At 39.3% G+C, this 26,274-nt stretch carries 26 protein-coding genes; 14 read left to right on the top strand and 12 right to left on the bottom strand.

Annotation, left to right across the window (positions count from 1 at the left end; all coding sequences use genetic code 11):
- The first annotated feature begins 17 nt into the window (after positions 1–17).
- From PR808_RS09045 to PR808_RS09025, 5 genes are all read left to right on the top strand, one after another.
- Entirely contained in the window at positions 18–839 is an 822-nt protein-coding gene (locus tag PR808_RS09045) for a heme/hemin ABC transporter substrate-binding protein (protein WP_206082614.1), read from the top strand.
- Positions 836–1,837: a FecCD family ABC transporter permease gene (locus tag PR808_RS09040; protein ID WP_206082615.1), complete on the top strand. Its 1,002-nt coding sequence runs from the start codon at positions 836–838 to the stop codon at positions 1,835–1,837. Before PR808_RS09045 ends, PR808_RS09040 begins: the two co-directional genes overlap by 4 nt.
- A gap of 3 nt (positions 1,838–1,840) precedes the next feature.
- Entirely contained in the window at positions 1,841–2,629 is a 789-nt protein-coding gene (locus tag PR808_RS09035; protein WP_272539145.1) for a heme ABC transporter ATP-binding protein, read from the top strand.
- A gap of 278 nt (positions 2,630–2,907) precedes the next feature.
- Positions 2,908–3,123, top strand: a complete 216-nt coding sequence (locus tag PR808_RS09030) for a HEAT repeat domain-containing protein (protein ID WP_206082617.1) — start codon at positions 2,908–2,910, stop codon at positions 3,121–3,123.
- 313 nt (positions 3,124–3,436) lie between these two features.
- Positions 3,437–3,655: a HEAT repeat domain-containing protein gene (locus PR808_RS09025; protein WP_206082618.1), complete on the top strand. Its 219-nt coding sequence runs from the start codon at positions 3,437–3,439 to the stop codon at positions 3,653–3,655.
- Between the two features lie 82 nt (positions 3,656–3,737).
- Here the strand turns inward: PR808_RS09025 and fghA are convergent, their stop codons facing one another.
- The 7 genes from fghA to PR808_RS08990 all read right to left on the bottom strand — a co-directional run bounded on the left by fghA (position 3,738) and on the right by PR808_RS08990 (position 9,590).
- Positions 3,738–4,571 (bottom strand): S-formylglutathione hydrolase, encoded by an 834-nt coding sequence (fghA, locus tag PR808_RS09020; protein ID WP_272539144.1) that lies wholly within the window; start codon positions 4,569–4,571, stop codon positions 3,738–3,740.
- A gap of 10 nt (positions 4,572–4,581) precedes the next feature.
- A complete protein-coding gene (locus PR808_RS09015; RefSeq protein ID WP_206082620.1) occupies positions 4,582–5,694 on the bottom strand; it encodes an S-(hydroxymethyl)glutathione dehydrogenase/class III alcohol dehydrogenase in 1,113 nt (370 codons plus the stop codon).
- A 17-nt stretch (positions 5,695–5,711) separates the two neighbouring features.
- Positions 5,712–5,984, bottom strand: a complete 273-nt coding sequence (frmR, locus tag PR808_RS09010; RefSeq protein WP_206082621.1) for a formaldehyde-responsive transcriptional repressor FrmR — start codon at positions 5,982–5,984, stop codon at positions 5,712–5,714.
- A gap of 160 nt (positions 5,985–6,144) precedes the next feature.
- Positions 6,145–7,062 carry a bestrophin family protein gene (locus PR808_RS09005; protein WP_206082622.1) on the bottom strand — a complete coding sequence of 306 codons (918 nt, stop codon included), beginning with the start codon at positions 7,060–7,062 and terminating at the stop codon, positions 6,145–6,147.
- Between the two features lie 161 nt (positions 7,063–7,223).
- Complete coding sequence (locus PR808_RS09000) at positions 7,224–8,288, bottom strand: oxidoreductase (RefSeq protein WP_272539143.1); 1,065 nt, start codon at positions 8,286–8,288, stop codon at positions 7,224–7,226.
- A gap of 15 nt (positions 8,289–8,303) precedes the next feature.
- Positions 8,304–9,047, bottom strand: coding sequence for a DeoR/GlpR family DNA-binding transcription regulator (locus PR808_RS08995; protein ID WP_272539142.1), 744 nt, complete (start codon positions 9,045–9,047; stop codon positions 8,304–8,306).
- Between the two features lie 216 nt (positions 9,048–9,263).
- A complete protein-coding gene (locus tag PR808_RS08990) occupies positions 9,264–9,590 on the bottom strand; it encodes a DUF1090 family protein (protein WP_272539141.1) in 327 nt (108 codons plus the stop codon).
- 544 nt (positions 9,591–10,134) lie between these two features.
- On the opposite strand from PR808_RS08990, the gene PR808_RS08985 reads away from it, so the two are divergent.
- Complete coding sequence (locus PR808_RS08985) at positions 10,135–11,229, top strand: fatty acid desaturase family protein (protein WP_272539140.1); 1,095 nt, start codon at positions 10,135–10,137, stop codon at positions 11,227–11,229.
- Positions 11,230–11,632: 403 nt separating this feature from the next.
- On the top strand, positions 11,633–12,577 hold the full coding sequence (locus tag PR808_RS08980) for an ATP-grasp fold amidoligase family protein (RefSeq protein WP_272539139.1): 945 nt from the start codon (positions 11,633–11,635) through the stop codon (positions 12,575–12,577).
- A gap of 61 nt (positions 12,578–12,638) precedes the next feature.
- Here the strand turns inward: PR808_RS08980 and PR808_RS08975 are convergent, their stop codons facing one another.
- Together PR808_RS08975 and prpR are read right to left on the bottom strand one after the other, a co-directional pair.
- A complete protein-coding gene (locus PR808_RS08975; RefSeq protein ID WP_206083018.1) occupies positions 12,639–13,781 on the bottom strand; it encodes an MFS transporter in 1,143 nt (380 codons plus the stop codon).
- 584 nt (positions 13,782–14,365) lie between these two features.
- Complete coding sequence (prpR, locus tag PR808_RS08970; RefSeq protein ID WP_272539138.1) at positions 14,366–15,958, bottom strand: propionate catabolism operon regulatory protein PrpR; 1,593 nt, start codon at positions 15,956–15,958, stop codon at positions 14,366–14,368.
- Positions 15,959–16,203: 245 nt separating this feature from the next.
- Between prpR and prpB the strand changes: the two genes are divergently transcribed.
- The 3 genes from prpB to PR808_RS08955 are packed head-to-tail and all read left to right on the top strand — an operon-like array spanning position 16,204 to position 19,776.
- On the top strand, positions 16,204–17,091 hold the full coding sequence (gene prpB / locus PR808_RS08965; RefSeq protein ID WP_206082629.1) for a methylisocitrate lyase: 888 nt from the start codon (positions 16,204–16,206) through the stop codon (positions 17,089–17,091).
- Between the two features lie 53 nt (positions 17,092–17,144).
- The gene (gene prpC, locus PR808_RS08960; RefSeq protein ID WP_272539137.1) at positions 17,145–18,308 is read left to right on the top strand and encodes a bifunctional 2-methylcitrate synthase/citrate synthase; all 1,164 of its coding nucleotides are present in this window, start codon (positions 17,145–17,147) and stop codon (positions 18,306–18,308) included.
- A 13-nt stretch (positions 18,309–18,321) separates the two neighbouring features.
- A complete protein-coding gene (locus PR808_RS08955; protein WP_272539136.1) occupies positions 18,322–19,776 on the top strand; it encodes a bifunctional 2-methylcitrate dehydratase/aconitate hydratase in 1,455 nt (484 codons plus the stop codon).
- 80 nt (positions 19,777–19,856) lie between these two features.
- Here the strand turns inward: PR808_RS08955 and PR808_RS08950 are convergent, their stop codons facing one another.
- Positions 19,857–20,897: a galactose-1-epimerase gene (locus PR808_RS08950; RefSeq protein ID WP_206082632.1), complete on the bottom strand. Its 1,041-nt coding sequence runs from the start codon at positions 20,895–20,897 to the stop codon at positions 19,857–19,859.
- 240 nt (positions 20,898–21,137) lie between these two features.
- Positions 21,138–22,067 carry a cation diffusion facilitator family transporter gene (locus tag PR808_RS08945; protein ID WP_206082633.1) on the bottom strand — a complete coding sequence of 310 codons (930 nt, stop codon included), beginning with the start codon at positions 22,065–22,067 and terminating at the stop codon, positions 21,138–21,140.
- A gap of 299 nt (positions 22,068–22,366) precedes the next feature.
- Between PR808_RS08945 and PR808_RS08940 the strand changes: the two genes are divergently transcribed.
- On the top strand, positions 22,367–22,804 hold the full coding sequence (locus PR808_RS08940) for a universal stress protein (protein ID WP_206082634.1): 438 nt from the start codon (positions 22,367–22,369) through the stop codon (positions 22,802–22,804).
- A 63-nt stretch (positions 22,805–22,867) separates the two neighbouring features.
- Here the strand turns inward: PR808_RS08940 and eco are convergent, their stop codons facing one another.
- Positions 22,868–23,344: a serine protease inhibitor ecotin gene (eco, locus tag PR808_RS08935; protein WP_206082635.1), complete on the bottom strand. Its 477-nt coding sequence runs from the start codon at positions 23,342–23,344 to the stop codon at positions 22,868–22,870.
- A 267-nt stretch (positions 23,345–23,611) separates the two neighbouring features.
- On the opposite strand from eco, the gene PR808_RS08930 reads away from it, so the two are divergent.
- From PR808_RS08930 to PR808_RS08920, 3 genes are all read left to right on the top strand, one after another.
- Positions 23,612–23,824 (top strand): DUF465 domain-containing protein, encoded by a 213-nt coding sequence (locus tag PR808_RS08930; protein ID WP_206082636.1) that lies wholly within the window; start codon positions 23,612–23,614, stop codon positions 23,822–23,824.
- Between the two features lie 212 nt (positions 23,825–24,036).
- Positions 24,037–24,405: a nitrous oxide-stimulated promoter family protein gene (locus tag PR808_RS08925; RefSeq protein ID WP_272539135.1), complete on the top strand. Its 369-nt coding sequence runs from the start codon at positions 24,037–24,039 to the stop codon at positions 24,403–24,405.
- Positions 24,406–25,296: 891 nt separating this feature from the next.
- Complete coding sequence (locus tag PR808_RS08920) at positions 25,297–26,118, top strand: helix-turn-helix domain-containing protein (RefSeq protein WP_272539134.1); 822 nt, start codon at positions 25,297–25,299, stop codon at positions 26,116–26,118.
- Positions 26,119–26,274: the final 156 nt, after the last annotated feature.

Genomic DNA, 26,274 nt, shown 5'->3' with positions numbered 1-26,274 from the left:
ATTTAGGTAAATTTATTATGAAACAATGGCTTCTAACCTTATCGGTCCTGTTTGTCTCATTCAGTTCTTATGCTACCCAGCGCATTGTCACCCTCGGTGGCGATGTGACAGAAATAGTTTATGAACTTGGCGCTCAAGACCAACTTGTGGCCCGTGATAGCACCAGCTTGCACCCAGAGCAAGCGACTAAGCTTCCTGATGTGGGCTACATGCGAATGCTTAATGCAGAAGGCGTGCTTTCAATGCGCCCAACATTGGTCCTTGCCAGTGAATTAGCAAAACCATCCATGGCGTTAACGCAAATAGAAAAAAGCGGCGTTAAAATCATCAAAGTCACGGGAAAGCCGAGTTTAGAAGCCATTCCAGAAAAAATCACCACCATTGCCACTGCGGTTAACAAACCTGAGCAAGGCAAGCAATTGGTGGATAAATTTAATCAATCACTTAGCCAAGTCAACACCGCGCCAATTGATAAAAAAGTTTTATTTATCATGAGCCACGGTGGTGTACTTCCCCTTGCTGCGGGGAAAAAAACCGCGGTTGATAGCATGATAACCGCAATTGGCGCAAAAAATGCAATGGCCAATTTTGATAGCTATCGCCCGCTTTCCTCAGAAGGTTTATTGTCCAGCCAACCAGACTTAATTGTTTTCACTGAAGAAGGCATTAAATCATTAGGTGGCGTTGATCGCGTGTGGAACTTGCCTGGTATCGCCATGACCCCTGCGGGGAAAAATAAAGCACTCGCCGTCGTTGATGATGTGGGCATGCTGACATTCAGTTTAGGCACGCCAAAAGTTATGCAGCAGCTACGAGAGGCATTAGAGAAGTCCCAATGATCCGTTTTAAGCGCCCTTTTTTCGTTATTCTTATTTTATTATTCGTGCTTTGTGGCTTGACGTTTATTGCATCCAACGCAGGGCCGATAAATTTTTCGTTCAATACACTGTGGCAGGCTTCTGCCACTGACCCTGACTGGCAAATTTGGCTAAATATTCGTTTGCCACGCGTCTTAATTGCCATTTTAGTGGGGCTAGCATTGGCTGTGTCTGGCGCCATTATGCAGGGGCTTTTTCGTAATCCACTCGCTGACCCTAGTTTACTGGGCATTAGTAGTGGTGCAGCATTAGCCGTTGCCGCTTTTATCGTTTTATCATTTTCATTACCAGCAGTAATGCAAAACTATGGCCATATCGCAGCAGCTTTTATTGGTAGCTTAGTTGTCTCCTTAATTATTTTTAGCTTAAATCGTTCATCCAACGGTAATTTGGCGCGTCTACTCCTGGCTGGTATCGCGATAAATGCACTGTGTATGTCATTTATCGGCGTACTCAGTTATATCAGTAATGACCAACAACTCAGAACCTTTAGTCTCTGGATGATGGGTACACTGGGAAATGTGGATTGGATGTCTCTAGCCATTGCCGCTACGGTCATTTTACCTGTCACCCTAGTGTGCTTATGGCAGGGAAACAAGCTAAATATCCTCCAATTAGGGGATGAAGATGCTCATTACCTTGGTTTGAATGTTGAACGGGCTAAATTTACCTTGCTGTTTCTCAGTGCCTTATTAGTTGGGTGTGCGGTGGCGATGAGTGGCGTAATTGGCTTTGTTGGGTTAGTGGTTCCACACTTAATCCGCATGACATTAGGCCCCGACCATCGTTGGTTAATACCAGGGGCAGCCATTGTGGGCGCTGCCCTGTTGTTAATCGCCGACACCATTGCCCGTACCGCGGTCGCCCCTGCTGAAATCCCTGTGGGTCTGCTTACAGGGCTAATTGGTGGGCCATACTTCTTATGGCTTATTTTACGCCAGCCTGCGGGGAGAATGTAAGCAATGCAAGATAAATCTATTTTATTAGAGGCACAAAATCTCATTTATCAAATAGATGATAAAGTATTGATTAACAATGTCAGTCTCTCGATTAAACAACATGAAATGGTGGTCATTATTGGCCCTAATGGTGCAGGAAAATCCAGTCTACTAAAACTGTTAACGGGCTATAATTCCCCCACACAAGGTACCTGCTTGTTAGAGGGGCGCTCTTTAAAAGAGTGGCAAGGTAATGAGTTAGCACGTAAACGAGCAGTAATGAAGCAACATAGTCATTTGCAATTTGCTTTTACTGTTGAAGACGTTGTAGCCATGGGACGTACCCCTTATGGTTCGGAACACAAGCAAGTTGCTATTGAAGAAGCATTATCCCTGACCCATTGCCAAATGTTGCGCCACCGTGATTATCGGCAACTTTCTGGCGGTGAACAACAACGTGTTCAATTAGCACGTGTGTTAGCGCAGTTATGGCAACCCACACCTCAAAGCGCTTGTCTATTTTTAGATGAACCCACGTCGGCTCTGGATTTATACCACCAGCAACATAGCTTGCGCTTACTTCACCAGCTCACCCGTGAACGCCCAATTGGCGTGTGCTGCGTACTTCATGATTTAAACCTAACTGCATTATATGCCGATCGCGTTTTTTTAATTCACGAAGGGAAATTAGCCGCTAGCGGTACTCCTGCGAACGTGTTAACAGCAGAAAATCTCACTCGCTGGTACCAAGCAGACTTAGGGGTGAGCAAACACCCTGAAAATGATACACCTCATGTCTATTTGCGCCATTAATCGTTAAGTTCAATTTATACCTCATAAGAGCACACAAACGTCGTGCTCTTTCTTCATATCGACTAAAACATTCTACTCATTTGTTTTCTTTGAGCTATTCATTTCACAATTATCTTATAGCACCTAAACTTTCGCGATAAATCAATCATTCACTTACACCTCTAAAAATGCGTGAAGTTGGTACAATCTATTGATAGTCATTTGAAATTTGAAGATAAATATTAAGAATTTTCCCCTAGAATACGCCTAAATACGCAAATGGACTAACAAGGCAGAAAATGGAAAACAATATTATCCAAACATTGATTGAATTGACGCATCGTGGCAATGATGATGTGAAAATTGCCGCAATTTCTGCGTTAGGGGATTATCGAGCGACAGTCGAACAACAAACCGCAGTTCATCGTCTACTCGATTTATGTAAAGACCCAAATAAAGATGTGGCTGTATCCGCGATTAAAGCACTAAGTAAGTTATCTGAACATTTTGAATAAAAACCTTTGCCTTCGATTAAGTTAATTCGTTAACGAATCCATTGATATTTTCGCTCGTTTTTTAGCCTCCTCCCCACACTTTTTCTTACTAAATCAAAAACTCAGGTAGGTACGGTACACTCTCTGCCGTCCTGTCATTTTTATCATCAAAACCAATAAATTACATCTCATCTCATTTCATCCACTTTTTTTTATATTTTTAAATAAATAATTTTGATAATATTAGTATCATTGGATTTAAATGCTGATATATATTAAATATCAGTATATTTAACTACCTTAATATTTATAACATGATTTCGTAGGATAGATAATGGATACACAAGTCATCAACACACTGCTCGATTTAACCAATAGAAAAAATGACGATGTCAAAATAGCGGCAATTTCAGCGCTTGGTGATTGCAAGTTGCCAATAAACCAAATGAATACCATGAGCCGGCTGCTAGAACTTTGTAATGATCCGAATCGTGATGTGGCTATCAGCGCGATTAAAGCTGTGAGTAAGCTTTTAAATCATGATAATGAATAAGACAAATAACTTATTCACAATTGTGATAACTAGAAGGAAATAGAAGGGTAACATTAATTATAATCCTACCCTTCTCTATTTATTACGCCTGCTTTAAATGACGTGCGTGAAAAGCAATATGTTCACCAATAAAGCTGCTAATAAAATAGTAGCTATGGTCATAGCCATCACGTAAATGCAGTGTGCAATCAAACTGTTTTTGCTCACTTATTTTTGCGAGTAACTCAGGCTTTAATTGCTCATAATAAAAGGGATCTGCCGTGCCTACATCCACTAACATTGGTGGCGTTTTTTTGGCTTTGCCCAGTAACTCAAGCGTGTCATACTGTCGCCATTGTGCTGTATTGTCCCCCAAATACGCGGTAAAGGCTTTTTGCCCCCATGGTACTTGTGTCGGCGCAATAATCGGCGCAAAAGCAGATAGACTGCAATAACGCTCAGTATTACGCAAACCAATCATTAACGCCCCGTGCCCCCCCATAGAATGCCCTGAAATTGCTCGTTTGTCAGTTACGGGTAAATAATTTTCGACTAAAGCGGGTAACTCTGAAACGATATAATCATACATTTGATAATGACGTTTCCACGGTTCTTGTGATGCATTGACGTAAAAACCAGCCCCTTGCCCCAGGTCATAGGCTGCATCATCTGCCACGCCTTCGCCCCTTGGGCTGGTATCTGGTGCAATCAGGACCACGCCCTGTTCTGCGGCAAATTGTTGCGCCGCTGCTTTAGTGATGAAGTTTTGCTCGTTACATGTCAGCCCTGACAACCAATAAATCACAGGGCAAGGCTGCGTTTGTGCCTGCGGCGGCAAATAAGCTGCAAATTTCATTTCACAACCTAGCACCGTTGATTGATGTTGATAAACATCCTGCCAGCCACCAAAGCAAGCGTGGCGCTCAATTCTCTCCATCAAAGACTCCTTATTCGTAGTGAATGACGGTGCGGATAGACTTGCCTTCATGCATTAAATCAAAGGCTTCATTGATGCTATCAAGGGGTAATGTGTGAGTCACAAACGGCGCGAGTTCTATATCACCTTTCATTGCATCTTCAACCATTTTTGGCAGTTGGCTGCGCCCTTTCACACCGCCAAATGCGGTTCCACGCCATGAGCGACCTGTCACCAATTGGAATGGGCGAGTTGAAATTTCCTGTCCCGCACCTGCAACACCAATAATGATCGACTGCCCCCAGCCACGATGTGCGCTTTCCAATGCCGCACGCATGACATTCACGTTACCAATACATTCAAAGGTGTGATCGACACCCCATTCGGTCATTTCAATCAATACTTGTTGAATCGGCTTATCAAAGTCCTTTGGATTTAAGCACTCTGTTGCACCGAATTGGCGGGCTAATTCGAATTTTGAGGGATTCGTATCAATAGCAATAATACGACCCGCTTTGGCTTGTCTAGCACCTTGAATAACCGCCAACCCAATACCGCCTAACCCGAAGACCGCAACTGAGTCCCCTTCTTGTACTTTCGCTGTATTATGTACTGCACCAATACCCGTTGTCACACCACAACCTAATAAGCATACTTCTTCATGGTTCGCTTCAGGATTAATTTTAGCGAGGGAAACTTCAGCAACGACGGTATACTCACTAAATGTTGAGCAGCCCATATAGTGATAAACAGGCTCACCATTATAAGAAAAACGCGTTGTACCATCAGGCATCACACCTTTGCCTTGCGTCGCACGAACAGACACACATAAGTTCGTTTTGCCTGATTCGCAGAAAACACACTTCCCACATTCAGCGGTATACAATGGAATAACGTGGTCACCTACGCTGACACTCGTCACACCCTCACCGACCTCAACCACAATACCTGCGCCTTCATGGCCTAACACAACTGGAAATAGCCCTTCTGGGTCATCCCCTGAAAGTGTGAATGCATCCGTGTGGCAAACACCTGTATGGCTGATTTTAACCAAAACTTCACCCGCTTTTGGCGGCATAACGTCGAGCTCAACAATTTTCAGTGGCTCCCCAGGAGCAAATGCAACTGCAGCACGTGATTTCATCGTTGTTCCTTTTTTATTTAACGCAAATAAGTGCGAATAAGTGAAATAGCATCATCAACGGACTCTTTTTGATGCTGTGTGGTGGCAGACTCTTGGAGCCCCTCGCGTAAATGACTTTCTAGTACCCCCGCCATTAATCCATTAACAGCACCACGAATGGCAGCAATTTGCTGTAAAACTGCAGCACACTCCACTTCATCCTCTAGGGCGGATTCAAGAGCTAAAAGTTGCCCTTTAAGTTTACGAACCCGAGTCAGTACCGCTTTTTTTTCTTTTGGTGAATGTGGCATCTTTGAGCCCCTTTCATATACATAGGGGGAGTATAGTATCTATATTGCTATCAGTACAGAATGACACTATTTAATTTACTTATTTAAAGCACAAAAAAAGAAAAAATGGCAAAGTGAGCTCTGTTTCACTTTGCCAGTTATGGAAATATAACAATAGGAATTACAGCAAATTAAAGTATTTATCAGGTTTATTGACAGGGGGAAGCGGTTTGAGATCCAGCATGTCCATTGCATTTCGCTCGATACTATTGCAAATCGCATTTAATGGCAGGTCATTCGCAGAAGTCCCAAAAGGATCTTCCAATTCTTCCGCTAATGAGTCCCACGCTAAAAAGGTATATGAAATAAATACCGAAACAAATGGGGTCATATAGTGTAAATCAACCACTAACGCAAACGGCAATAACGTACAAAATAAATACACAGTGCGCTGCAAAATCAAGGTATAAGCAAAAGGAATAGGGGTATTCGAAATACGTTCACAACCACCTAAAACGTCAGATAACGCATTAATATCTTTATTGATTGCTTGGAATAATACATCGCTAATCACTTTATTATCACGCAATTCCCCGACCTTCAGGCCAATCTGCATTAAAATACGGCTACTTGGAAATGGACTATGAATGACTTCATCAAAAATAGCGCGCGGCAGCAGTCGATATAAATCAACAATGGGGCTGGTTTTTCTTAGCTCATGTTTTAAGCTCCAACCAAATGCAATCAATAAGTGAGCGAATTCTTTTTGCGCAGCTTTGTCATTTGGTAATAATCCTTTAATATTTCTTAATATATTGCGTTGATTAATCAACAAATTAGCCCAAAGTGTTCTCGCTTCAATTAAACGGCTATAACACGCGTTATTACGAAAACCTAAAAAGATAGCGATGGCTATCCCTAATAAACTAAAAGGCGCAATAGTTAAATGAATACCTAATTGTTCGTACCATTGGTAACTCAATACGGCAACAATCGAAATCATGATATTAAGAGATAAGCGAAAGGTGATTTTTGACAGCACGGAACCGTGCCAATCGAACAACCGAAAAAACCAGTGTTGATGCGGGCGAATGACCATAATGTAATCAATAATAATTTAGCAAAACGACATAAAACTTATTATTTCATTTATCAAACTGATAATCTATAGGCCATAATTGATTAACAGTTTCCTAGTAATTTCATCTAAAGATAAAAAATAGCTGATGGACACTCTCCAGAGCAGCTATTTTTTCTACATTATTTATTCCATTGTGCTATTTCGTTTTCAGTTAGCATTAAGGGTTGCGTACTGCCAGTCTCAGCCGATTTTACCGCAGCTTCCAGAACTGCCATAACCGCCAGCGCTTGCAATGGTGTTACGGGATTAGATGCATGGCCATTCAATGCATTACGGATGCCCACATAATACTGGCTTTGGTCACCTTTTGGTGTTTGCTGCTGCTTAGGTACCAACGTCTCATCGATTAAAATAATGGAATCATTATCCAATCCCCATTCTTTATCTTGAGGAGTGATCCCTTGCAGTAATTGTTTTTCTTGTTGATCTGGCTGAGATTTTACAGCACTGCCTTTATCACCATGCACAGTGAAACGCGTAAATCCACCCGCGGCTAACATGCTGCAATGTAAAATCACTTTATGGGTTGGGTAGTTTAATAACACATGTGCCCAATCATTAATTTGACCATTATTCCTTAACGTCGCAATATTACCTTGCACAGACTGCGGCAGACCAAACAGTTGTAGTGCTTGGTCAATTAAATGTGGGCCTAAATCAAACCATAAGCCACTACCTGGTAAGTTTTGTTCACGCCAACGTACTCTTACTTCAGGGCGAAAGCGGTCGATGTGAGATTCAAAGTGCTTTATTTCACCTATCTGTTTTTGTTCAATCACATTTTTAATAGCAAGGTAATCGCTGTCCCAGCGGCGATTATGAAATACAGATAATAAAATATTGTGGGCTTTCGCAAGTTCAATCAACTCTCTTGCTTCTTGCATATCCAACGTAAATGGCTTATCAACCACCACATTTTTACCCGCTTCAATTGCTAACTTTGCCAATGGTGCATGAGTCGCATTTGGGCTTGCTATCACCACTAAGTCAATATCAGAACGAAGAATAGCCTCCTCCGGTGATGCTATCACCGTGGTGTTTGGAATATCACGTTTTACTTTTTCTTCATCACTTGAAGCGACGACAGCAAGATTCAACCCATCAACAGACCTAATTAAAGGTGCATGGAATGTTTTACCCACAAACCCATAGCCAATCAGTGCAACATTAATTTCTTTGCTCATAATCTTACCTGTTCATTAAATACTAAGAGAATTTACAGTCACCTTGCTATTAGGACTGAGTTCATCCCAATCACAATCTAAAAATAATTGGTCAATTTCGTCTAAATTAGCAACTAAATAAGGCTGACATAGGTTTAATTTCGTGCTGTCTGCAACCACCCAATGCATTTGACTATTGGCAATCATGGCGCGCTTTACATCACAATCCGCTTCCTCTGAAGCACTTAGCCCCAGCGTGGAGTGCAGTGCACAAGCGCCTAAAATGGCAATATCCGCTCTGTACCTCGCCAGCATAGATAATGTGGCACTTCCTGAAAATAACCTTTGCTGAGGATCCCACTCACCACCGAGCAAAATTAACTGGATATCGGTGCGGTCACTGAAGTGGGTCGCGATGTCCAAGGATGTGGTAATGATTTTCATCGAGCCTTGGATAAAGCTAGCAATAGCCATTACCGTACTGCCAGAATCAAGGAAAAGTGTTGAGCTCTTCGGAATCAATTTAGCAACCTGTTGCCCTAATTGTTTTTTAACCTCAGGCAATAAAATATTTCGCCCGCGACGGCTCATAACTGGCACATTGAACCCCACAGCGCCGCCATGGTTTTTTTGTGCCAAACCTTGGTTTTCTAGTTCAGTTAAATCACGCCGGATAGTATCAGCAGAAACATGCAACTGATTAGATAAGTCTGCAACACTCACCTGACCATTTTTTGCTATTATTTCAATAATATAATTCTGTCTCGCTTGTTTATGCATAACCGCAAAACCTCGCAAAATACTGCAATATGCATCATATTACCGCAATACGAAAAGAAATAAACATGAAAATAGCGCAATTATTACCGACATTTTTAATTTTATTAAATTGACATACTGTTATGTTGAATAAGAAAGGAGATTGCACATAAGAGAAAGGTCGAGATACAGTAGAAAACCGCCTATTCGGTTCTCTACTTAGCTTGAATTAAAACACTAGCTTTTTAACGATTCTAACCGTTTAATTTCATCACGTAATGCATCAATTTCGCGTTCTAACTGACGACTTTCATCTGAATAATATTTACTGTTCAGTTTTGTTGGCCCTGTAGCCCCAGAGTAATGATCATAACAACGGTTTTGTACATTAGAAATAGCACGTTGTAACCCAGCGACTCGATGACGGTTCCCATATGCTTTTGCGTATTTTAGCTGTTTTTCAAGTTGGTAAATTTTATTATCACAACCAGAGTAATTAGAACCCGCTTGGGAAGATAATGGAATAAATAGTGTTGATAAAATAATTAGCATTATCTTTTTCATTTAACTCTCCAAATATAAAAAATAAATTAAATTTTATCTATTTCATCACTTTTATATTTTATTAATATAAGCAAGCTCCTAATTTAGCTTAAGATAACAATTAAATCTAAAATAGTCACATTATAAAGCAGGATAAATGATAACATATATTTATAGTTAAGACACCAAACAGGTCTGATCACTTTTTATGATAATTTATTACAGACAGACATAATTTTCCTTGTTACCTTACTCTCATGGACTTTTCTCTACACGGATGTAGACACTTCTTACTTCGAACGGTCATAAGCACTAGGCCGCTTTTCAAACAGATACTTCAATTTATTCAATTAAACCTTGTCTTTTAGCTTAATTTTTTAAAATATTTATTAAGCACAAATAGCACAAAATTATTTTTATCTAAAAATAAAAAAATTCATTTAATTTGTATTTACTTAAACCTATAGGAATAAGTTTAAATCCCCCCTTATTTTCATATATTTTTTGCAGTCTCTTTATGGGCAAAGATATACTCTAGCCAAAGGTAATACTAAAGAGAGTAACCATGCACTCAACTAAATTCGAGCTCACATTTGCCAGCGCTGACGAACAACATTTTCATACAGCCTTAAAACAAGCCAGCCAAGATTATCTACAAAGCAAACACGATCACGTATATGCGAGTAAAACCGATATTGCAGTAGTCATCATCTTATTCAGTATCGCAATATTATGCTACCTACCTACGCTGTTTACCTCATCCGTATTAACTTACAGTTTATCCTATTTTATTTTTGTTCTGCTCATCATGTTCCTCAATGTCATTGGGCAACACGATGCTTGCCATAATACGTTATTTAAAAATAGTTGGAAAAACCGGGTATTTGGACGTTTAGTCACCTTACCTTTAGGGTTAGAGCCTGAATTTTGGCGAACCCGCCATGTTCACTACCACCACCATTTTGCCAATATTGAAGATTATGACTTAGACACAGAAGAAAATGGCATCTTTCGCCAAACGCCTTTTCAAAAATGGCGACCTTTCATGAAGTATCAACACATCTACTGGCCATTTATTGCGTCTTTTTCTTTAACATGGATAGCACTGGTTTTTGACTGGTCGGATAGAACAGGGAAAACACGCCTGAAAGATAAAAAGGTTTTAGCGGGAAAAAAAGGTTGGGCACTTTTTATTACTAGCAAAATTGGTCATTTACTACTGATGCTAGGCTTCCCTTTACTTTTTGCCCATGAACATGGAATAAGTTTAACCACTATTTTTGTCACTTATATTTTAAGCCAAATGATTGCATCTATTTTTGTCATTTATTTGCTTTTGGGGACGCATTGGGCTGAAACTGAATTTTTTACTGCACCAGAAGACAAACAAATTAAGCATGGTTGGTACCATCATAATTTTGTTACTGCCTGTGATTGGATACCAACACCACATTGTCTATGGCGTTTAACTGGCGGACTTAATTATCATCTCACCCATCACCTTTTCCCCAATTGGCACCATCGCCACTACCCTGCCTTGGCAAAGATTTTGGGTGAGTTAGCGACGCAACACAACATGCCTTACCGCTGTATTCGTTATAATGAATTGGTCGCAGCACAAATTCGCTTCTTAAAAAAAATGGGTGAAAAACCACACTAAATTTCGTCTCACTGTATGCATATTCTATTAATACAGTGAGGTCATTTTTCTATTTAAACAGTTACTCAACAAACTAATTATTTAAGCATTTATTAGACCTTAAAATAAATGCTTAAGGTTCATTAACCAACCATATGGTATCCTACTAAATAACCTATACCCATATTATTTTTGGTGAATAATTAAAACAATTGATTTAATTATTGATATAAATTCAATCAAAAAACCATAATATTAATTATTTTAACATTCATTTATCACTTGTTTAATTTTCATTTATTAAGGAATTATTAAATTCACTATTGCATTCATTGATACTTCATTTAAGTTATCCAAAATATACTTCATAAAAAATAATATTTCTAATTTACACACTACATTTTATAGAATGGTTGACACTCGCATGAAAAAAGCAGAGTACATTATAAAAAAACTACGCACATTTATTATTAGTGATAAGCTTTATCTTACTAATAAATTTGCAAAAAAACTAAATTATCGCCCTGATTTTAAAACACCTAAAAGCTTCAATGAAAAGGTGAATTTTAGAATGCTGCGTGATAAAAACCCACTGTATACACAGCTTGCTGATAAACTAGCCGTCAGGAACTACATCAGTCGAACCATTGGCGATGAGTATTTAGTTCCTATCTTAGCCACCTATCGTCATGTAGATGAAATTAATATCGATACACTTCCTGAACAATTTGTCCTCAAATGTAATCATGATAGCGGCAGCAGTGTAATTTGCCGAAACAAAGAAAAATTTGATTGGCAACATGCCAAAGATAAATTGTCATTTCATTTATTCAAAAATCTTTATTACATTACTCGCGAACGTCATTATAAAAATATTTCACCACAAATTATTTGTGAAAAATATATTGACTTATTCGCCAATAAAAATAGAAAACTCGTTCCTGAAACTTGCCGTATACATTGTTTTTCAGGTAAGCCTGTCTATGCAGAAATCGATTATACTGATGAGTCAGGTGAAGAGTTTATCAATATCTATGATATTAACTGGCAATTGCAACCCGTCACTTTTGGCTATCCAAATATGTTAGAGCCAGTATCTGAGCCACCTCTCTTTAAAGAAATGCTACGCTTGGCTGAAATTCTCGTCACACCATTCGATTATTGCCGTGCAGACTTTTTGATGTCTGATGAAAACACCTTGTATTTTAGTGAACTCACGTTTGCCCCTAATGCAGGTAGAACAGAAATATCACCATTGTCGTGGGACTTTAAATTAGGGGAGCATTGGGAACAACGCATTACCCAATCTGCGGGCTATGCGCCTCTCGAAGGTGCCTTATCAACTATCTCCGTGAATAAGAAAAAGTAACGAATAGAAAAAAGGCCCTGTGAATTCACAGAGCCTTTATAAACCATATTAACTTAAACAGTTAATTCGCCAGCACACTCGCTTTACGACGCAAGCTGGCTATTAACATATAAATTGCCGTCACGAGCAACACAATAAAGAAGAAATCCACTAACCCATTATGCTGACTTAATAATGCGCCCGCCGCGATTGGGCCCATTGCTGAACCAATGCTATAACTAAATAACATCACTTGTGTTGCAGCAACAATATAGGATGAATCCAAGTTATCACACGCTAAAGTAATCGCAACCGGGTATAACGCAAATGAAGACATTCCTAACAACGCTAATGCAACAATCATCACTAAGTAGTCGCTAGAAATATAAATAACCCCCATCGCGAATACCCCTAATAAGGAAACCATCGCTAATAACAAGGTTTTGCTCATCAAAATTGACAACTTACTGACAACAGGCTGGATCAACATACCACCCAAAATAATTGAAGCCATCAAAACCCCAACTTGGTCAGTCGTGAATTGTTCTTTCTTCAACGATAAAGGCATCAACCCATAAATCGTACCCATAGTGATACCTGAAACCATACACCCAATAATTGCAGGTTTACTTAATCGTGCAATTTTTTTCAGCGATAATTTTTGGTGTGACCCGCTATCTGGTTGCCCTTGGCGAACGAATAATGGGGGCATTACAGCTAATAACAATAAGCCCAATACAACCATAAAAGGATAAGCACCTTGGGTTCCGATAACGCCAATCGCGAGTTGCCCTAACGTTGTCCCGCCATATAATGACGTCATATAAAAGCTTAATCGCTTAGCTCGCTCTTTCGGGCTGTCACCAATCAGCAGCCAGGATTCAACCACCACAAAGATACCCGCAACCGCGATACCTGCAATTAAACGGTTTGGAAGCCAAGCTTCAATCGAAGGTGCCCATGGCAAAACCACAACCGTTGCGGCTAGCATTAATAAAAAACCAATAAAAGCGAGGCGATGACCAATTTTGGCAATCACGGGCTCAATTAGCATTGAACCAATTAATAAGCCAATGTAGTAGGCACTTGCTAACCAACCTGCGTACTGCGTATCAATTCCGAAGCTCCCCATAGATAATGGGATTAAGCTCATTAAATAACCCGATGCAATAGCAAAAATCGTTAACCCTGCAACAGGAACGAATGCATTATCGCGTTTGCGCATGATAGTAGTGGACTGATTCACGCCCCACTCTCCAACAAATAAAAATAAATAATATGCGCTGCAACTACATCGTAGAATACGACAAGGCTGTGATCTCAAAAAAGGAACACATTTCGGCGATTAGTGCAGGAGTAAAATATAAAAATAAGACTGATTTGAGCGCAATATAGAACGTTAAATCGGTAAGTTAAAATGAGAAAATCTAATGGTGACTAGTAAAATAATTTATGTGAGAAAAATCACGTTTTTTCCGAAAGAGAATTTAAATCAATATCGACCATTAAAACAAACAAAACCCTTTAAATTCATACCGATAAAAAAACAATCACTTTTCTTTTTTTGTTACAGATTGACACAACTTAAGCCAAATGGAAAAGGCCATAAAAGTACTCAATGGTAAAATAATTTATTTATTATTTAATCTTGCTATCACGCCCAATGCAAAATACCTTTTTTGCTGGCAAGAGAAATGAAAGTAACTTAATTTATACTTCTATAATGCCCTATTTAATTCATTTCGTTTTTAGTCAAAAATACTTAATAGAACATACGGTTTAATAATTTCTTTCCGCATAGTTTACCAACTAGCATTTTTCTAATGCAGAAAGGCGGCGCCAAAGTGTTGTTCTGCTAATCCCTAGGTACTGAGCTACCGCTTTACGATCACCATTAAACCTTGCCATTATGTCAGTAAGTGATTCCTTACCTCTATCAATAACAACATCATTGTCATTTACTATCCACTGGCGTTCGGGAGATAAACTGATCAGCATCTCTTCAGTAATGGCCTTTTCAGGGTATGCACTACAATAAAGTGCAACCCGCTCCATTAAGTTTCGCAGCTCACGCACATTTCCTGGCCATGCATAATTTAGAAAAAAATGACGACAGCTTAAAAGCTGCTGTACCCGAAACGCAGGGAGCGGTAAAACCAAACCAGCAAAAGCCAATTTTAAAAGCCTCTGTGCGAGAAAAAGAATGTCTTCACCTCGCTCATTAAGCGCAGGTACTTGCATCCGAAGTACCCCTAAACGGTAGAATAGGTCAGCACGAAAATGCCCATTTTTCACCCAATCATCTAAATGGCAATGGGTCGCACAAATCACACGCACATTGACTTGCAAAGGTTTATAACCACCAATCCGTACCACAGAGCGCTCTTCCAGCACCCGCAAAAGTCGCGTTTGCAACGCTAATGGCATTTCGCCAATTTCATCTAAAAATAATGTGCCACCATGAGCTAGTTCAAACAACCCTGCTCTTCCCCCACGCCGTGACCCTGTAAATGCCCCCTCTTCATAACCAAATAATTCAGCTTCTAATAATGTTTCAGGAATCGCGCCACAATTAACCGCGACAAAAGGCATTTGCTGCTTACTGCGTTTGTGCTGATTAAATAATGTAAATTCATGGTGAATCGCTTGTGCCACCATTTCTTTCCCTGTTCCACTTTCGCCTTGGATCAGTACAGTAGCCTCTGAGCGTGCATATAACATAATCGTCTGTCTTACCCGTTCCATTGACAATGATGAACCAATTAAATCATTGATTGTATGGCGGACTTTTGGCGGGGTAACTGGTAGATATTTATCTGATGAATGGCGATTACGGTGAGACATTCGGCTTAACTCAATAGCATCGGAAAATGCCTGCCGTATGGTTTGAGTTGAATAGACAAAAATGCCTGTCATTCCCATTTCATCCGCTAAGTCCATAATCAACCCAGCGCCGACAACCACTGAAATCCCCATCGATTTCAAAGCCTTAAGTTGTTCTCGTGCATCTTCGGCGGTAACATAGCTACGTTGTTCAATTTGCAATGCAAAACGTTGCTGAAAATCGGTTAATGATGGAATGGTATTTTTATAATTAATAATACCAATCTTATCACTGATTTCTCGCCCCTTCGCAAGTGCTTGCATTACGTCAAATCCGTTGATATTAACGATGATAACAGGCACAGAAACATGACTTTTGAGGTAAGCACCGTTTGAGCCAGCACTAATGATAGCATCACAATGCCCTTGCTTTAGCCTCTCTCGTACCTCTTCCGCCGCCTGTTCAAATCCCAGATTTAACGGTGTAATGTCTGCTTGTTCACTAAATTCGGGGCTTATATCGCGAAAAAGTGTATATAGCCGTGAAACAGACACTGTCCAAATAATCGGTTTTTCCATCTATTTCACTCCCTCACAGTTATGTTTCAAAAAATGTTTCAATTAACAATAGCGCGTTTCAATGAAACATGCTAATCACAGATTAGAAATTTGTTTTCTTTATCACAAACCCACACAACACCCAACCAATTAATTTATAAAGATTTATTTCAAATAACCCACCTTTAGGCTAGTTGGCATGCCAATTGCTATATGATTATAGTGACCTTAAATAAAAACAATTTATTAACAATTAAGAGGCTTCTATGACATCTATTCCTGCTGGACAAAAATTCCGCGATGCTGTCGCTCAAGAATCCCCCCTTCAGTTAGTTGGGACGATTAATGCCAATCATGCCCTTCTTGCCCAACAAGCAGGCTATAAAGCGATTTATTTATCTGGTGGTGGCGTCGCGGCAGGATCATTAGGTATGCCTGACTTAGGGATCTCCACTCTAGAGGATGTGTTAATTGATATTCGTCGCATTACTGATGTCTGTGATTTACCCCTGATGGTTGATGCCGATATTGGCTTTGGCCCTTCAGCTTTTAATGTCGCTCGCACCGTCAAGTCATTTTGCAAAGCAGGTGCGGCGGGATTACACCTTGAAGACCAAGTCGGTGCGAAACGCTGTGGTCACCGACCTAATAAAGAGATTGTCTCAACACAAGAAATGGTAGATAGAATCAAAGCCGCGGTAGATGCCCGTACTGATGATAGTTTTGTGATTATGGCTCGCACAGATGCACTCGCCGTCGAAGGCCTAGATGCTGCACTTGAACGAGCTCAAGCCTATCTCGATGCAGGTGCAGACATGTTATTCCCTGAGGCTATTACTGAACTGTCTATGTACCAACAATTTACCCAAAACACCCCCGCACCTGTTCTTGCTAATCTTACAGAATTTGGCCAAACCCCATTGTTTACGTTAGATGAGCTTCGTAGTGTCGGTATCGCTATCGCACTCTATCCGCTGTCAGCTTTTCGTGCGATGAATAAAGCCGCAGAACAGGTCTACACTGCAATACGCCATGAAGGCACACAGAAAAACGTTATTCCTTTGATGCAAACACGTGATGAACTTTACCAAAGCATTCATTACTACGATTACGAACAAAAACTGGATGCCCTATTTTCACAAAAAAAACCATAGACACACAGGCGGCACCAAGTTGAGTCTCCTCTATCCCTTACAAGGAAATTACGATGAATGAACAACTTAGTAACACCGTATCACCACAATTTAAGCCCAAAAAATCGGTGGCACTTTCAGGTGTTCCAGCGGGAAATACTGCACTTTGTACCGTAGGACGTAACGGGAATGATCTGCACTATCGTGGTTTTGATATTCATGACTTAGCCACTCAATGCGAATTCGAAGAAGTTGCACACTTACTGATACACGATAAGCTCCCCACACAAACTGAGCTCATCGCCTATAAAGCAAAACTACAAACCTATCGCGGGCTACCTGCAAGTGTGAAACAAACTTTAGAATCTGTTCCCGCAAATGCACACCCTATGGATGTCTTACGAACAGGGGTTTCGATGATGGGCTGTGTACTCCCCGAAAAAGATTCACACCCATTTTCAGGTGCCAGAGACATTGCTGACCGATTGTTAGCCTCATTAGGCTCAATGTTACTGTACTGGTATCACTTTAGTCACCATGGTCGTCGTATCGAAACGCAAACCGATGACGACTCAATAGGTGCCCATTTTTTGCATTTGTTGCATGGCAAAAAACCGCCAGCTCAATGGGAAAAATTCATGCATATTGCCGCAATTTTATATGCAGAACATGAGTTTAATGCCTCAACATTTGCCGCTCGCGTCATTGCAGGCACAGGTACCGATTTTTATTCAGCAATAACAGGCGCAATAGCCGCCTTACGAGGGCCAAAACATGGCGGCGCAAATGAGGTTTCATTAGAAATCCAGCAGCGCTATGCCTCAATGGATGAAGCCGAACGAGATATCACGGCTCGTATTCATAATAAAGAAGTCATTATTGGCTTTGGCCACCCAGTGTACACCCTTGCTGATCCACGCCATCCCATCATTAAATCCGTGGCATTGCAGCTTTCAGAACAAAATTTGAATCGCCATTTATACAGCGTTGCTGACCGTATCGAAACGGTAATGAAACGTGAAAAAGGCATGTTTCCAAATTTGGATTGGTTCTCTGCAGTGGCCTATCACTTAATGGGGGTACCAACCGCCATGTTTACCCCGCTATTTGTCATGGCGCGGACTACAGGTTGGTCTGCCCATATTCTCGAACAAAGACAAGACAATAAAATTATTCGTCCATCGGCCAATTATATTGGGCCAGAAAATCAATTATTCACTCCAATAGAACAGCGTTAATAAAGGTAAAATAATGACAACACAAACCGTGAGTTCTCAAAAAATTGAATTTGATAAAGTTATCAGTGACATTGTTGATTATGTAATGGATTACCCAATTGTTTCTGAACTAGCTTACGATACCGCCTATCATTGCCTGCTCGATACGCTAGGCTGCGGCATGGAATCGTTAGAATACCCGGCCTGTAAAAAACTGTTAGGCCCAATAGTACCAGGAACAATTGTTCCCAATGGCACTAAAATTCCTGGCACCCAATTTCAATTAGACCCTGTTCAAGGTGCTTTTAATATTGGCACAATGTGCCGCTGGCTTGATTTTAATGATACTTGGCTCGCCGCTGAATGGGGCCACCCTTCAGATAACTTAGGTGGCATCCTTGCTACCGCCGATTGGTTATCGAGGGAAAATCTAGCTAAAGGCAAAAAACCGTTAATCATTAAAGATGTATTAACGGCTATGATTAAAGCACACGAAATTCAAGGGTGCATCGCCCTTGAAAATGCCTTTAACAAAGTCGGGCTCGACCATGTTATTTTAGTCAAAGTCGCCTCAACAGCTGTTGTCTCACAAATGTTAGGTTTAAACCGCGAACAGATCCTCAATGCTATTTCCCTAGCGTGGATTGATGGCCACAGCTTACGTACTTACCGCCATGCGCCGAATACAGGTTCAAGAAAATCATGGGCAGCAGGAGATGCAACCTCCCGTGCAGTTAGGCTCGCATTGATGGCGCAAAAAGGCGAAATGGGCTACCCAACGGCATTGACTGCCAAAACATGGGGGTTTTATGACGTTTTATTTAAGGGGCAGCCGCTTCGCTTCCAACGCCCTTATGATTCCTATGTTATGGAAAACGTATTGTTTAAAATCGCTTTCCCCGCTGAGTTTCACTCTCAAACCGCCGTCGAAGCTGCATTACAATTACATAGAACATTAGCCGCAATGGGTAAAAGTGCCGATGATATTGCATCAATTACAATTCGCACCCATGAAGCCTGTATTCGCATTATTGATAAGAAAGGCCCACTCAATAACCCTGCTGACCGTGACCATTGCATACAATACATGGTGGCTGTGCCACTAATTTTTGGTCGACTCACCGCCGCTGACTATGAAGATAACATTGCGCAAGATAGCCGTATTGATGCGCTTCGTGCCAAAATACATTGCCATGAAGACACGCAATTTACCGCCGACTACCATGACCCAGATAAACGTTCAATTTCTAATGGATTAACCATTACGCTAAATGATGGTCACGTGTTGGATGAAGTGGTGATTGAATACCCTGTAGGCCATAAACGCCGCCGTAAAGAAGGGATGCCGTTGTTATTGAAGAAATTTAGAATTAACTTGGCAAGGCAGTTTCCTGAAGCGCAGCAGCTGCGTATTCTTCAAGCATCACTCGATAAACCCATGTTAGAAAAAATGTCCGTAAATGAATATATGGATTTATTTGTGATTTAAGCTCGCCCCGCCTTTAATAATGACAAAACGCCGCTATATATTGCGATATTGCGGCGTTGCTATTTTTTAGCATCAATAAATTAAAAAATAAATTGATAGCGGGTTTGACTGGAATAAATCCGCTGTGATTCAGCAATACCCGTATATAGATCCCCCCATTCAGGGTGATTGACCGCATCAGGTGGAAACTGTGTTTCTAAAGCCACCCCTGAATATGCGGTATAAATTTGGCTTTTTCCTGCAATAGCAAACAACTGATTACCACTATAAAGCTGCATCGCAGGCATTGTTGTGCTAATTTTCATCTGTACATCACCATCAGGCGCACCTAATGTTGCCACCGTTTGCAGCCCATCCGCCATACCGCTATTAAAGATGAACGTATGGTCATACCCACCAACCGCCGCTTGTACATCATCTTGTAAAAAATCTCGGCCAATGCGTTTGCTCGCTCGAAAATCAAAGTTCGTATCAGTGACATCCCGCCACTCCCCTGTTGGCAGCCCTTCCGCGGTTGTCGGTAAAAATGTATCAGCCGCTATCTGCAAGTCATGCTCAAATACGGTTCGAGCTGAATCTTCCCCCGCAAGGTTAAAATAGGTGTGATTCGTCAGGTTCACTGGACAATCTTCTGTTGATTGGTATTTATAATCAATAACCACTTGATTATCTTCAGTTAGTTCATAGCTAACCTCAACCAATAATGTCCCTGGAAAGCCTTGATCCCCCGCAGGCGAAACTAAAGAAAAAACTGCTTTAGATGGACTAGGCTGAATGATCCCCCAAATTCGATAGCTAAAATTGCTTTTTCCACCATGTAAACAGTGGATATCTTGATTATTGGAAACAGTATATTGATGGCCATTTAACGTAAATCGTGAGCCACAAATGCGGTTTGCAACTCGCCCGATGGTCGCACCGAGATAAACACCCTGCTCCATCTGCTTCGCCATGTTGGGTGACCCTAAAACCACATCTCGCTTCCCACTTGGTAAAGGCAATATACAGCTAACCCAGCTGGCGCCTAAACTTGTGAGTAAAACTTTCATTCCATTTTGATTAGTCAGTGCAATAACTTTTGGCGATCGGATAGCGTGACGCTGTTCTTGAGTAAACCGCATTTTTCCCTCAATATTCGACAGTAATCTATTCAGCTGAAGGGGTAAAATATTAACATTTGCTCAACCGCCCCTTCCGCGTGAACAAAAAAATTGTTCCATCCTGCAACAACAAGTTGATTTTCCACTGGTTGCCTATTGAGTGCAATAACTTATTGGCTGATATTGTTTTAATGTGACAAAAAAATAACCGAATAAGACACAAAATTCGGTTATTTTGAAAACATATTGGTAACCATTTTATTAATGCTTGATGTGTTTGTCGTAAGGGTCTAAGTGAGTCATCACATCTAAAATTTGTGGGTTTTCCATGAGTTTTTTACGTGTATTAACAGCAATATCATGCCCTTGTGTAATACTCATATTTCCATCAAGCTCTAAATGCACATCAACTAATAAAAAATCCCCTGATTTGCGGGTTTTTAAATCATGATAACCCGATAATTCGTCGATGCTATCTAGTACATCGCGGATTTCTTGTAGTGTCTCCTCATCAGCGCCTTTATCCATTAAATCTTGCATAGATTGATTGGTAAATTTAAAACCCATTCTGAAAACAAATGTCCCCACAATCATTGCAGCAAGTGGATCAAAAATACGCAGTCCACATAAATTACCCACAATACCAATAGCCACAACCAAAGAAGATGCAGCATCAGAACGTGCGTGCCATGCATTTGCAACTAACATGCTGGAATTCACTTTCTTTGCTACATACAACATATAACGGAATAATCCCTCTTTTGCGACTAATGCAACCAACGCTGCCACTAATGCAATCATATGAACTTCAGGGATCAAATCAGGATTGAGTAGCTTTTCAATGGCAGACCACACCATTCCCACTCCAACAATCAATAAAATAATCCCCAAAATCAATGATGCCCCATTTTCATAACGAAAATGTCCATAAGGGTGGTCTTCATCTGGTTTTTTGTGGCTCTTTTTATTGGCGATCAGAACAACAAAATCCGCGATTAAATCGGATAATGTGTGGATCCCATCAGCGATTAAACCTGACGAGTGAGAAAAAATACCAATAATGATCTGCCAAATAGATAGCAGCGTATTGACCAACACACTAATCAATGTGCTTTTTTTCGCCGCCTTAAATTTAGCCTGCTGAACGACAAATTCCTTGCTTGGCTGCCCTACCGCTTCATTTTTATTCATACCATCATTTCTTTAATGAAAAACAAAATAATTATCATTTAAATAAACTTTTTAAATCAATAAGTTAAATAAATACTCTGCCAATACTCGCACATTAAATGTTAAATGTCTCATGATAATTTGTAACCAGTTAGCTTGGATGAAAATGGTTATTCTTTATTTTTGATTACAAATGCGTTCATTATTTAAAATAGCGATAAATGCGCACTTAATAGCATTTCTTCTATCTTATTTAACTTATAGTATATAAATAGTGAATTGCTATAATCGATTTCAAATAACATATGAATGAGGTGGCTATGTATAAAAAAATTCTAGTTCCTATTGATTTACTAGAAGATGAGCTGAATCAGGACATCATAAAACACGTTGAAGCCTTAGCCATGTTGGGGGCACCTGAAATTCATTTTTTATCCGTCATTCCGAGTGTTGAATTATTTTTTGGTATTGAAATCGCCGCATTGCCCGAGAGTCAAAAAAACTCTGCGGAACGCTCTGTTTTAGCGATGCGTGCACTGGAAGAAATAATTAAAGACATAAAAGTGCCAGATGCTCAGATTAATTGCAAAGTCAGCATTGGCTCAGCGAAAGATGAAATCTTAGATTACGCACAAGAGATTGATGCGGATTTAATCATGGTGGGCTCACACCATCCAAGTACCTCAACTTATTTATTAGGTTCAACAGCGTCAGCTATTGTTCGTCATGCAAAAACATCGGTCTTTGTGATCCGCTAAAATAATAGATAAAAAAATGCCGCAAATTTATGGGGGTCACCTTCAATTAGCGGCATTTTTTATTTATTTTTTGGTGGAATCAATTAGCTTATCGTCTGTTGACCAAATACGATATTTAACATCCATATCTGCAGGCGCATAAACAACAATAGGGAGCTTGCTGTTATAACGAACAAACGCATCATCACCTAATTGAGTTGTGATAAAACGATCTTCAGCTGGCTTAGTACAGGCCATCATTGTTGATGCAGGCCCTTTAATTTCATCCAATTTATAGTAGTCGTAACCCCAGCCCTCTAAGGTTTTCTTATCAAGATCCCCCATAAACCACTGATGGTTACAATCTGCTTTAATTGTTTTACCAATGACCAGCTCAACCATAAAGTTATTTTCATTTTGCTGGTTTGCAAGTTGAATCACATGACGAGTCATACCTGATTCTGCTTTTGGATATGGTGCGATCTTTTCCAAGTCCTCCGTTGCTACTGCACAAGATGAGACAAGTGCCGCTGCCATTACAGATAAAATCGCTTTTTTCATCATTTATTCCTATTTCAAAAGAGAAAATCAATTAAAAACTCTAAGTTCCACTACATAGTAAGTCAATTACACTGTAATTATCACTATAGATGATTCTTAATTACAAAAATATAGGTTTTTCACAGTAGATAGACGTAATAGTACTTAATTTTAGTATAAGGATCATAAAAATGATAAAAATTATGTAAATTACCCGCTAATTTAATGCACAAAATATGCGCACTGATTATACTAAATTTGAGGCTTAATACATTCTGAGGAGGTAGTATGTTATCAGCAGATCAAGATTTAGTTTCAAAATTAGTATCCACACATCCCCGTTTTCAAACGTTATATGAAAAGCATCATCGACTCGATAAAGAAATCAGTAAACTCGAAGGCCCATCTGGCGCTGGTTATAACGAGCACGTAGCCAAACTAAAAAAAGAAAAATTACATCTTAAAGATGAAATGCAAAAAATAATGCAATCTAGTCTGTAACCTATTAAAGATAGGCTCGATGAGTTTATCTTTTTATTGAATATCCAAGTGGTTTCAGTAAAAGAGGGTGGCCCACTGGTTAGCCCTCTTTTTCATTATCCCCAAATTTATTGAACTCTATCAAAAAATCCATCGTTAAGCTCTCATAAGCTTTCTATTGAAACTATTAAAATGTATATTAAATGCATGTTTTATTTTAAGCAGAGGCAATCATGGTTGGTAAACGAATAAATCGGGAAATTAAAACGATTGAAAAAATGATCAACATCTATGAGAAAGCACACTCAGCCCCCAATGACATACCAGATTATTATCAAAAGCTTTTCACTTATGCCGTTAATCGCTTAGAGAAATGTCGTTATGGGGAAGCAAAGCCTGCCTGCAAACAATGCCCTATTCATTGCTACCAACCGAAAATGCGAGAACAAATGAAGGCAGTGATGCGCTGGGCTGGCCCTAAAATGCTGTTACACCATCCAATACTCGCAATTCGACACCTACTTGATGACCGTAAGCCAGTGCCCAAACTTCCAGCTAAAGTTAATAAGCGCGTAGCGCAGAACCAAGACATAAATAAGTAGAATTAACTTAAGGGCAGAAATATTACAGCATAATCCACATAAGCGTAAGCTACATTTTTTATGCTTATTTACATAAGATAGTCTTATTCTTTCAATATACTCTCACCATTAAGAAATTATCAATATCCAACTGATATATTTATGTTTTTCTGCAAAAACACCTTTTATGCGTAAACATAAAAATGAGAAATACTGGAATCCATCACCTTAACACTGACTATTTATGACTGAAATATGCCCTTATAAAAAATAGTAACCCAAAATAACTAATTACCAAAATCTATATTTAGATTACCTATTAAAACCATTAACACCACCTATCAATTGAAAATAGAGACATATATCTCATTATCATGCAATTAAATGCCATTTAAATAAAAATAACTAATCATGACGACAAATTAAATAAATAACTCAATTAAACAATTAATAAATACATAAAAATTACTTATAAATAATATTTTTTACGAGTGTTTAATCAATTATTGTCATGGCAATAAAACCGATTACTACACGAAAAATGATGATCCTATACAAAAATAGAAAAAAAACACGATTAAAGGGTAAAAAACAACAAAAAATTTACAACCAGACAGAATGTTAAAATCAGAATAACAAACCATATGTTACCCGTAACTATAGAATATTATAAAATAACAAGCTTAATAGCATTTGTAAATCCGATCTATAATGCCAATTGATTCGGAAAAACTATATTTTGAAACATTTATTTATATTTAAAATAACAAAATGACACATAAATAATCGATTTATATAATTTCAACCATACAGGTAATGTCGATTTTTTATATCAAAGTCATTTCTTTTTTTGATATTTAATTTTGATAGTGATATTTAAATAGTATGAATACGATTACTTAGGTGGCTATAATGCAAGTTAAAAGCAATTTAAATCAGACCCTTATAAAAAAAATGACTATTGATAACGAGGTAGCACATACCATTATCGATTTAACATCCAAAGGCGTCATTATTGTAGAAAAAGGAACACTATTACTGGAAACCCCTGCCAATGTACAAACTTTAAATGAAGGTGATATTTTATACCATAAACAAGGCTCTTACTCATTTCAGTCTGCTGATTTAACAACAGATTGTCAGTTACTCTGGGTAGGTTTAAACGATGACTTTCTACGTGAGTTTATTACTCTACACGGTTCACAACTGACTGAGATCGAGCGATTTGAAGATACATCATCTGATGTCATCAAGTTTACCTCATTTCCATTAATTAAAGACATTAAAAATAGCTTAAATGCAATCATTGACCACGATTATCCTGAAGCTATCGTATCATTACGAATAAGCGAATTATTGCTGTTATTATCCTACAGTGAGCAAGGTGCTATTTTACTTTCTAACTTTAAGCAATTAAGTAACCGTCAAGCCCAACGATTGCAATTATTCATGGAAAATAATTATTTGAAGGAATGGAAGTTAAGTGAATTCGCTCGTACATTTGGAATGGGTTTAACAACATTTAAGGAACTATTTAATACCGTTTATGCAACATCACCCCGTTCATGGATCAGTGAAAAACGAATTATGTATGCACACCAATTATTGGTAAATACATCAATGAGCATTGTTGAAGTTTCAATGGAAGCAGGCTTCTCTAGCCAATCTTATTTCACACAGAGTTATCGAAAGCGATTTGGTTACACCCCGAGTAAATCAAGAATAACCTCTTAATTACTCAATAAAACCGAATATAGACACATGCCCTGTCAGTTATAGAAATTTATGATTTAACTATAATCTGGCAGAAAGGCAACCCAAAGTCCCTTCTTTTATTTCACTTTTAACTATTTTTCATCTCCAATTACTCGCCATAAAAAAAGGCAATTT

This window comes from Providencia sp. PROV197, assembly GCF_028479625.1.
In the GTDB taxonomy this organism is placed as follows: domain Bacteria; phylum Pseudomonadota; class Gammaproteobacteria; order Enterobacterales; family Enterobacteriaceae; genus Providencia; species Providencia vermicola.
Note: the sequence above shows the minus strand (reverse complement) of the source record. Positions and strands in the feature narration are given on the sequence as shown.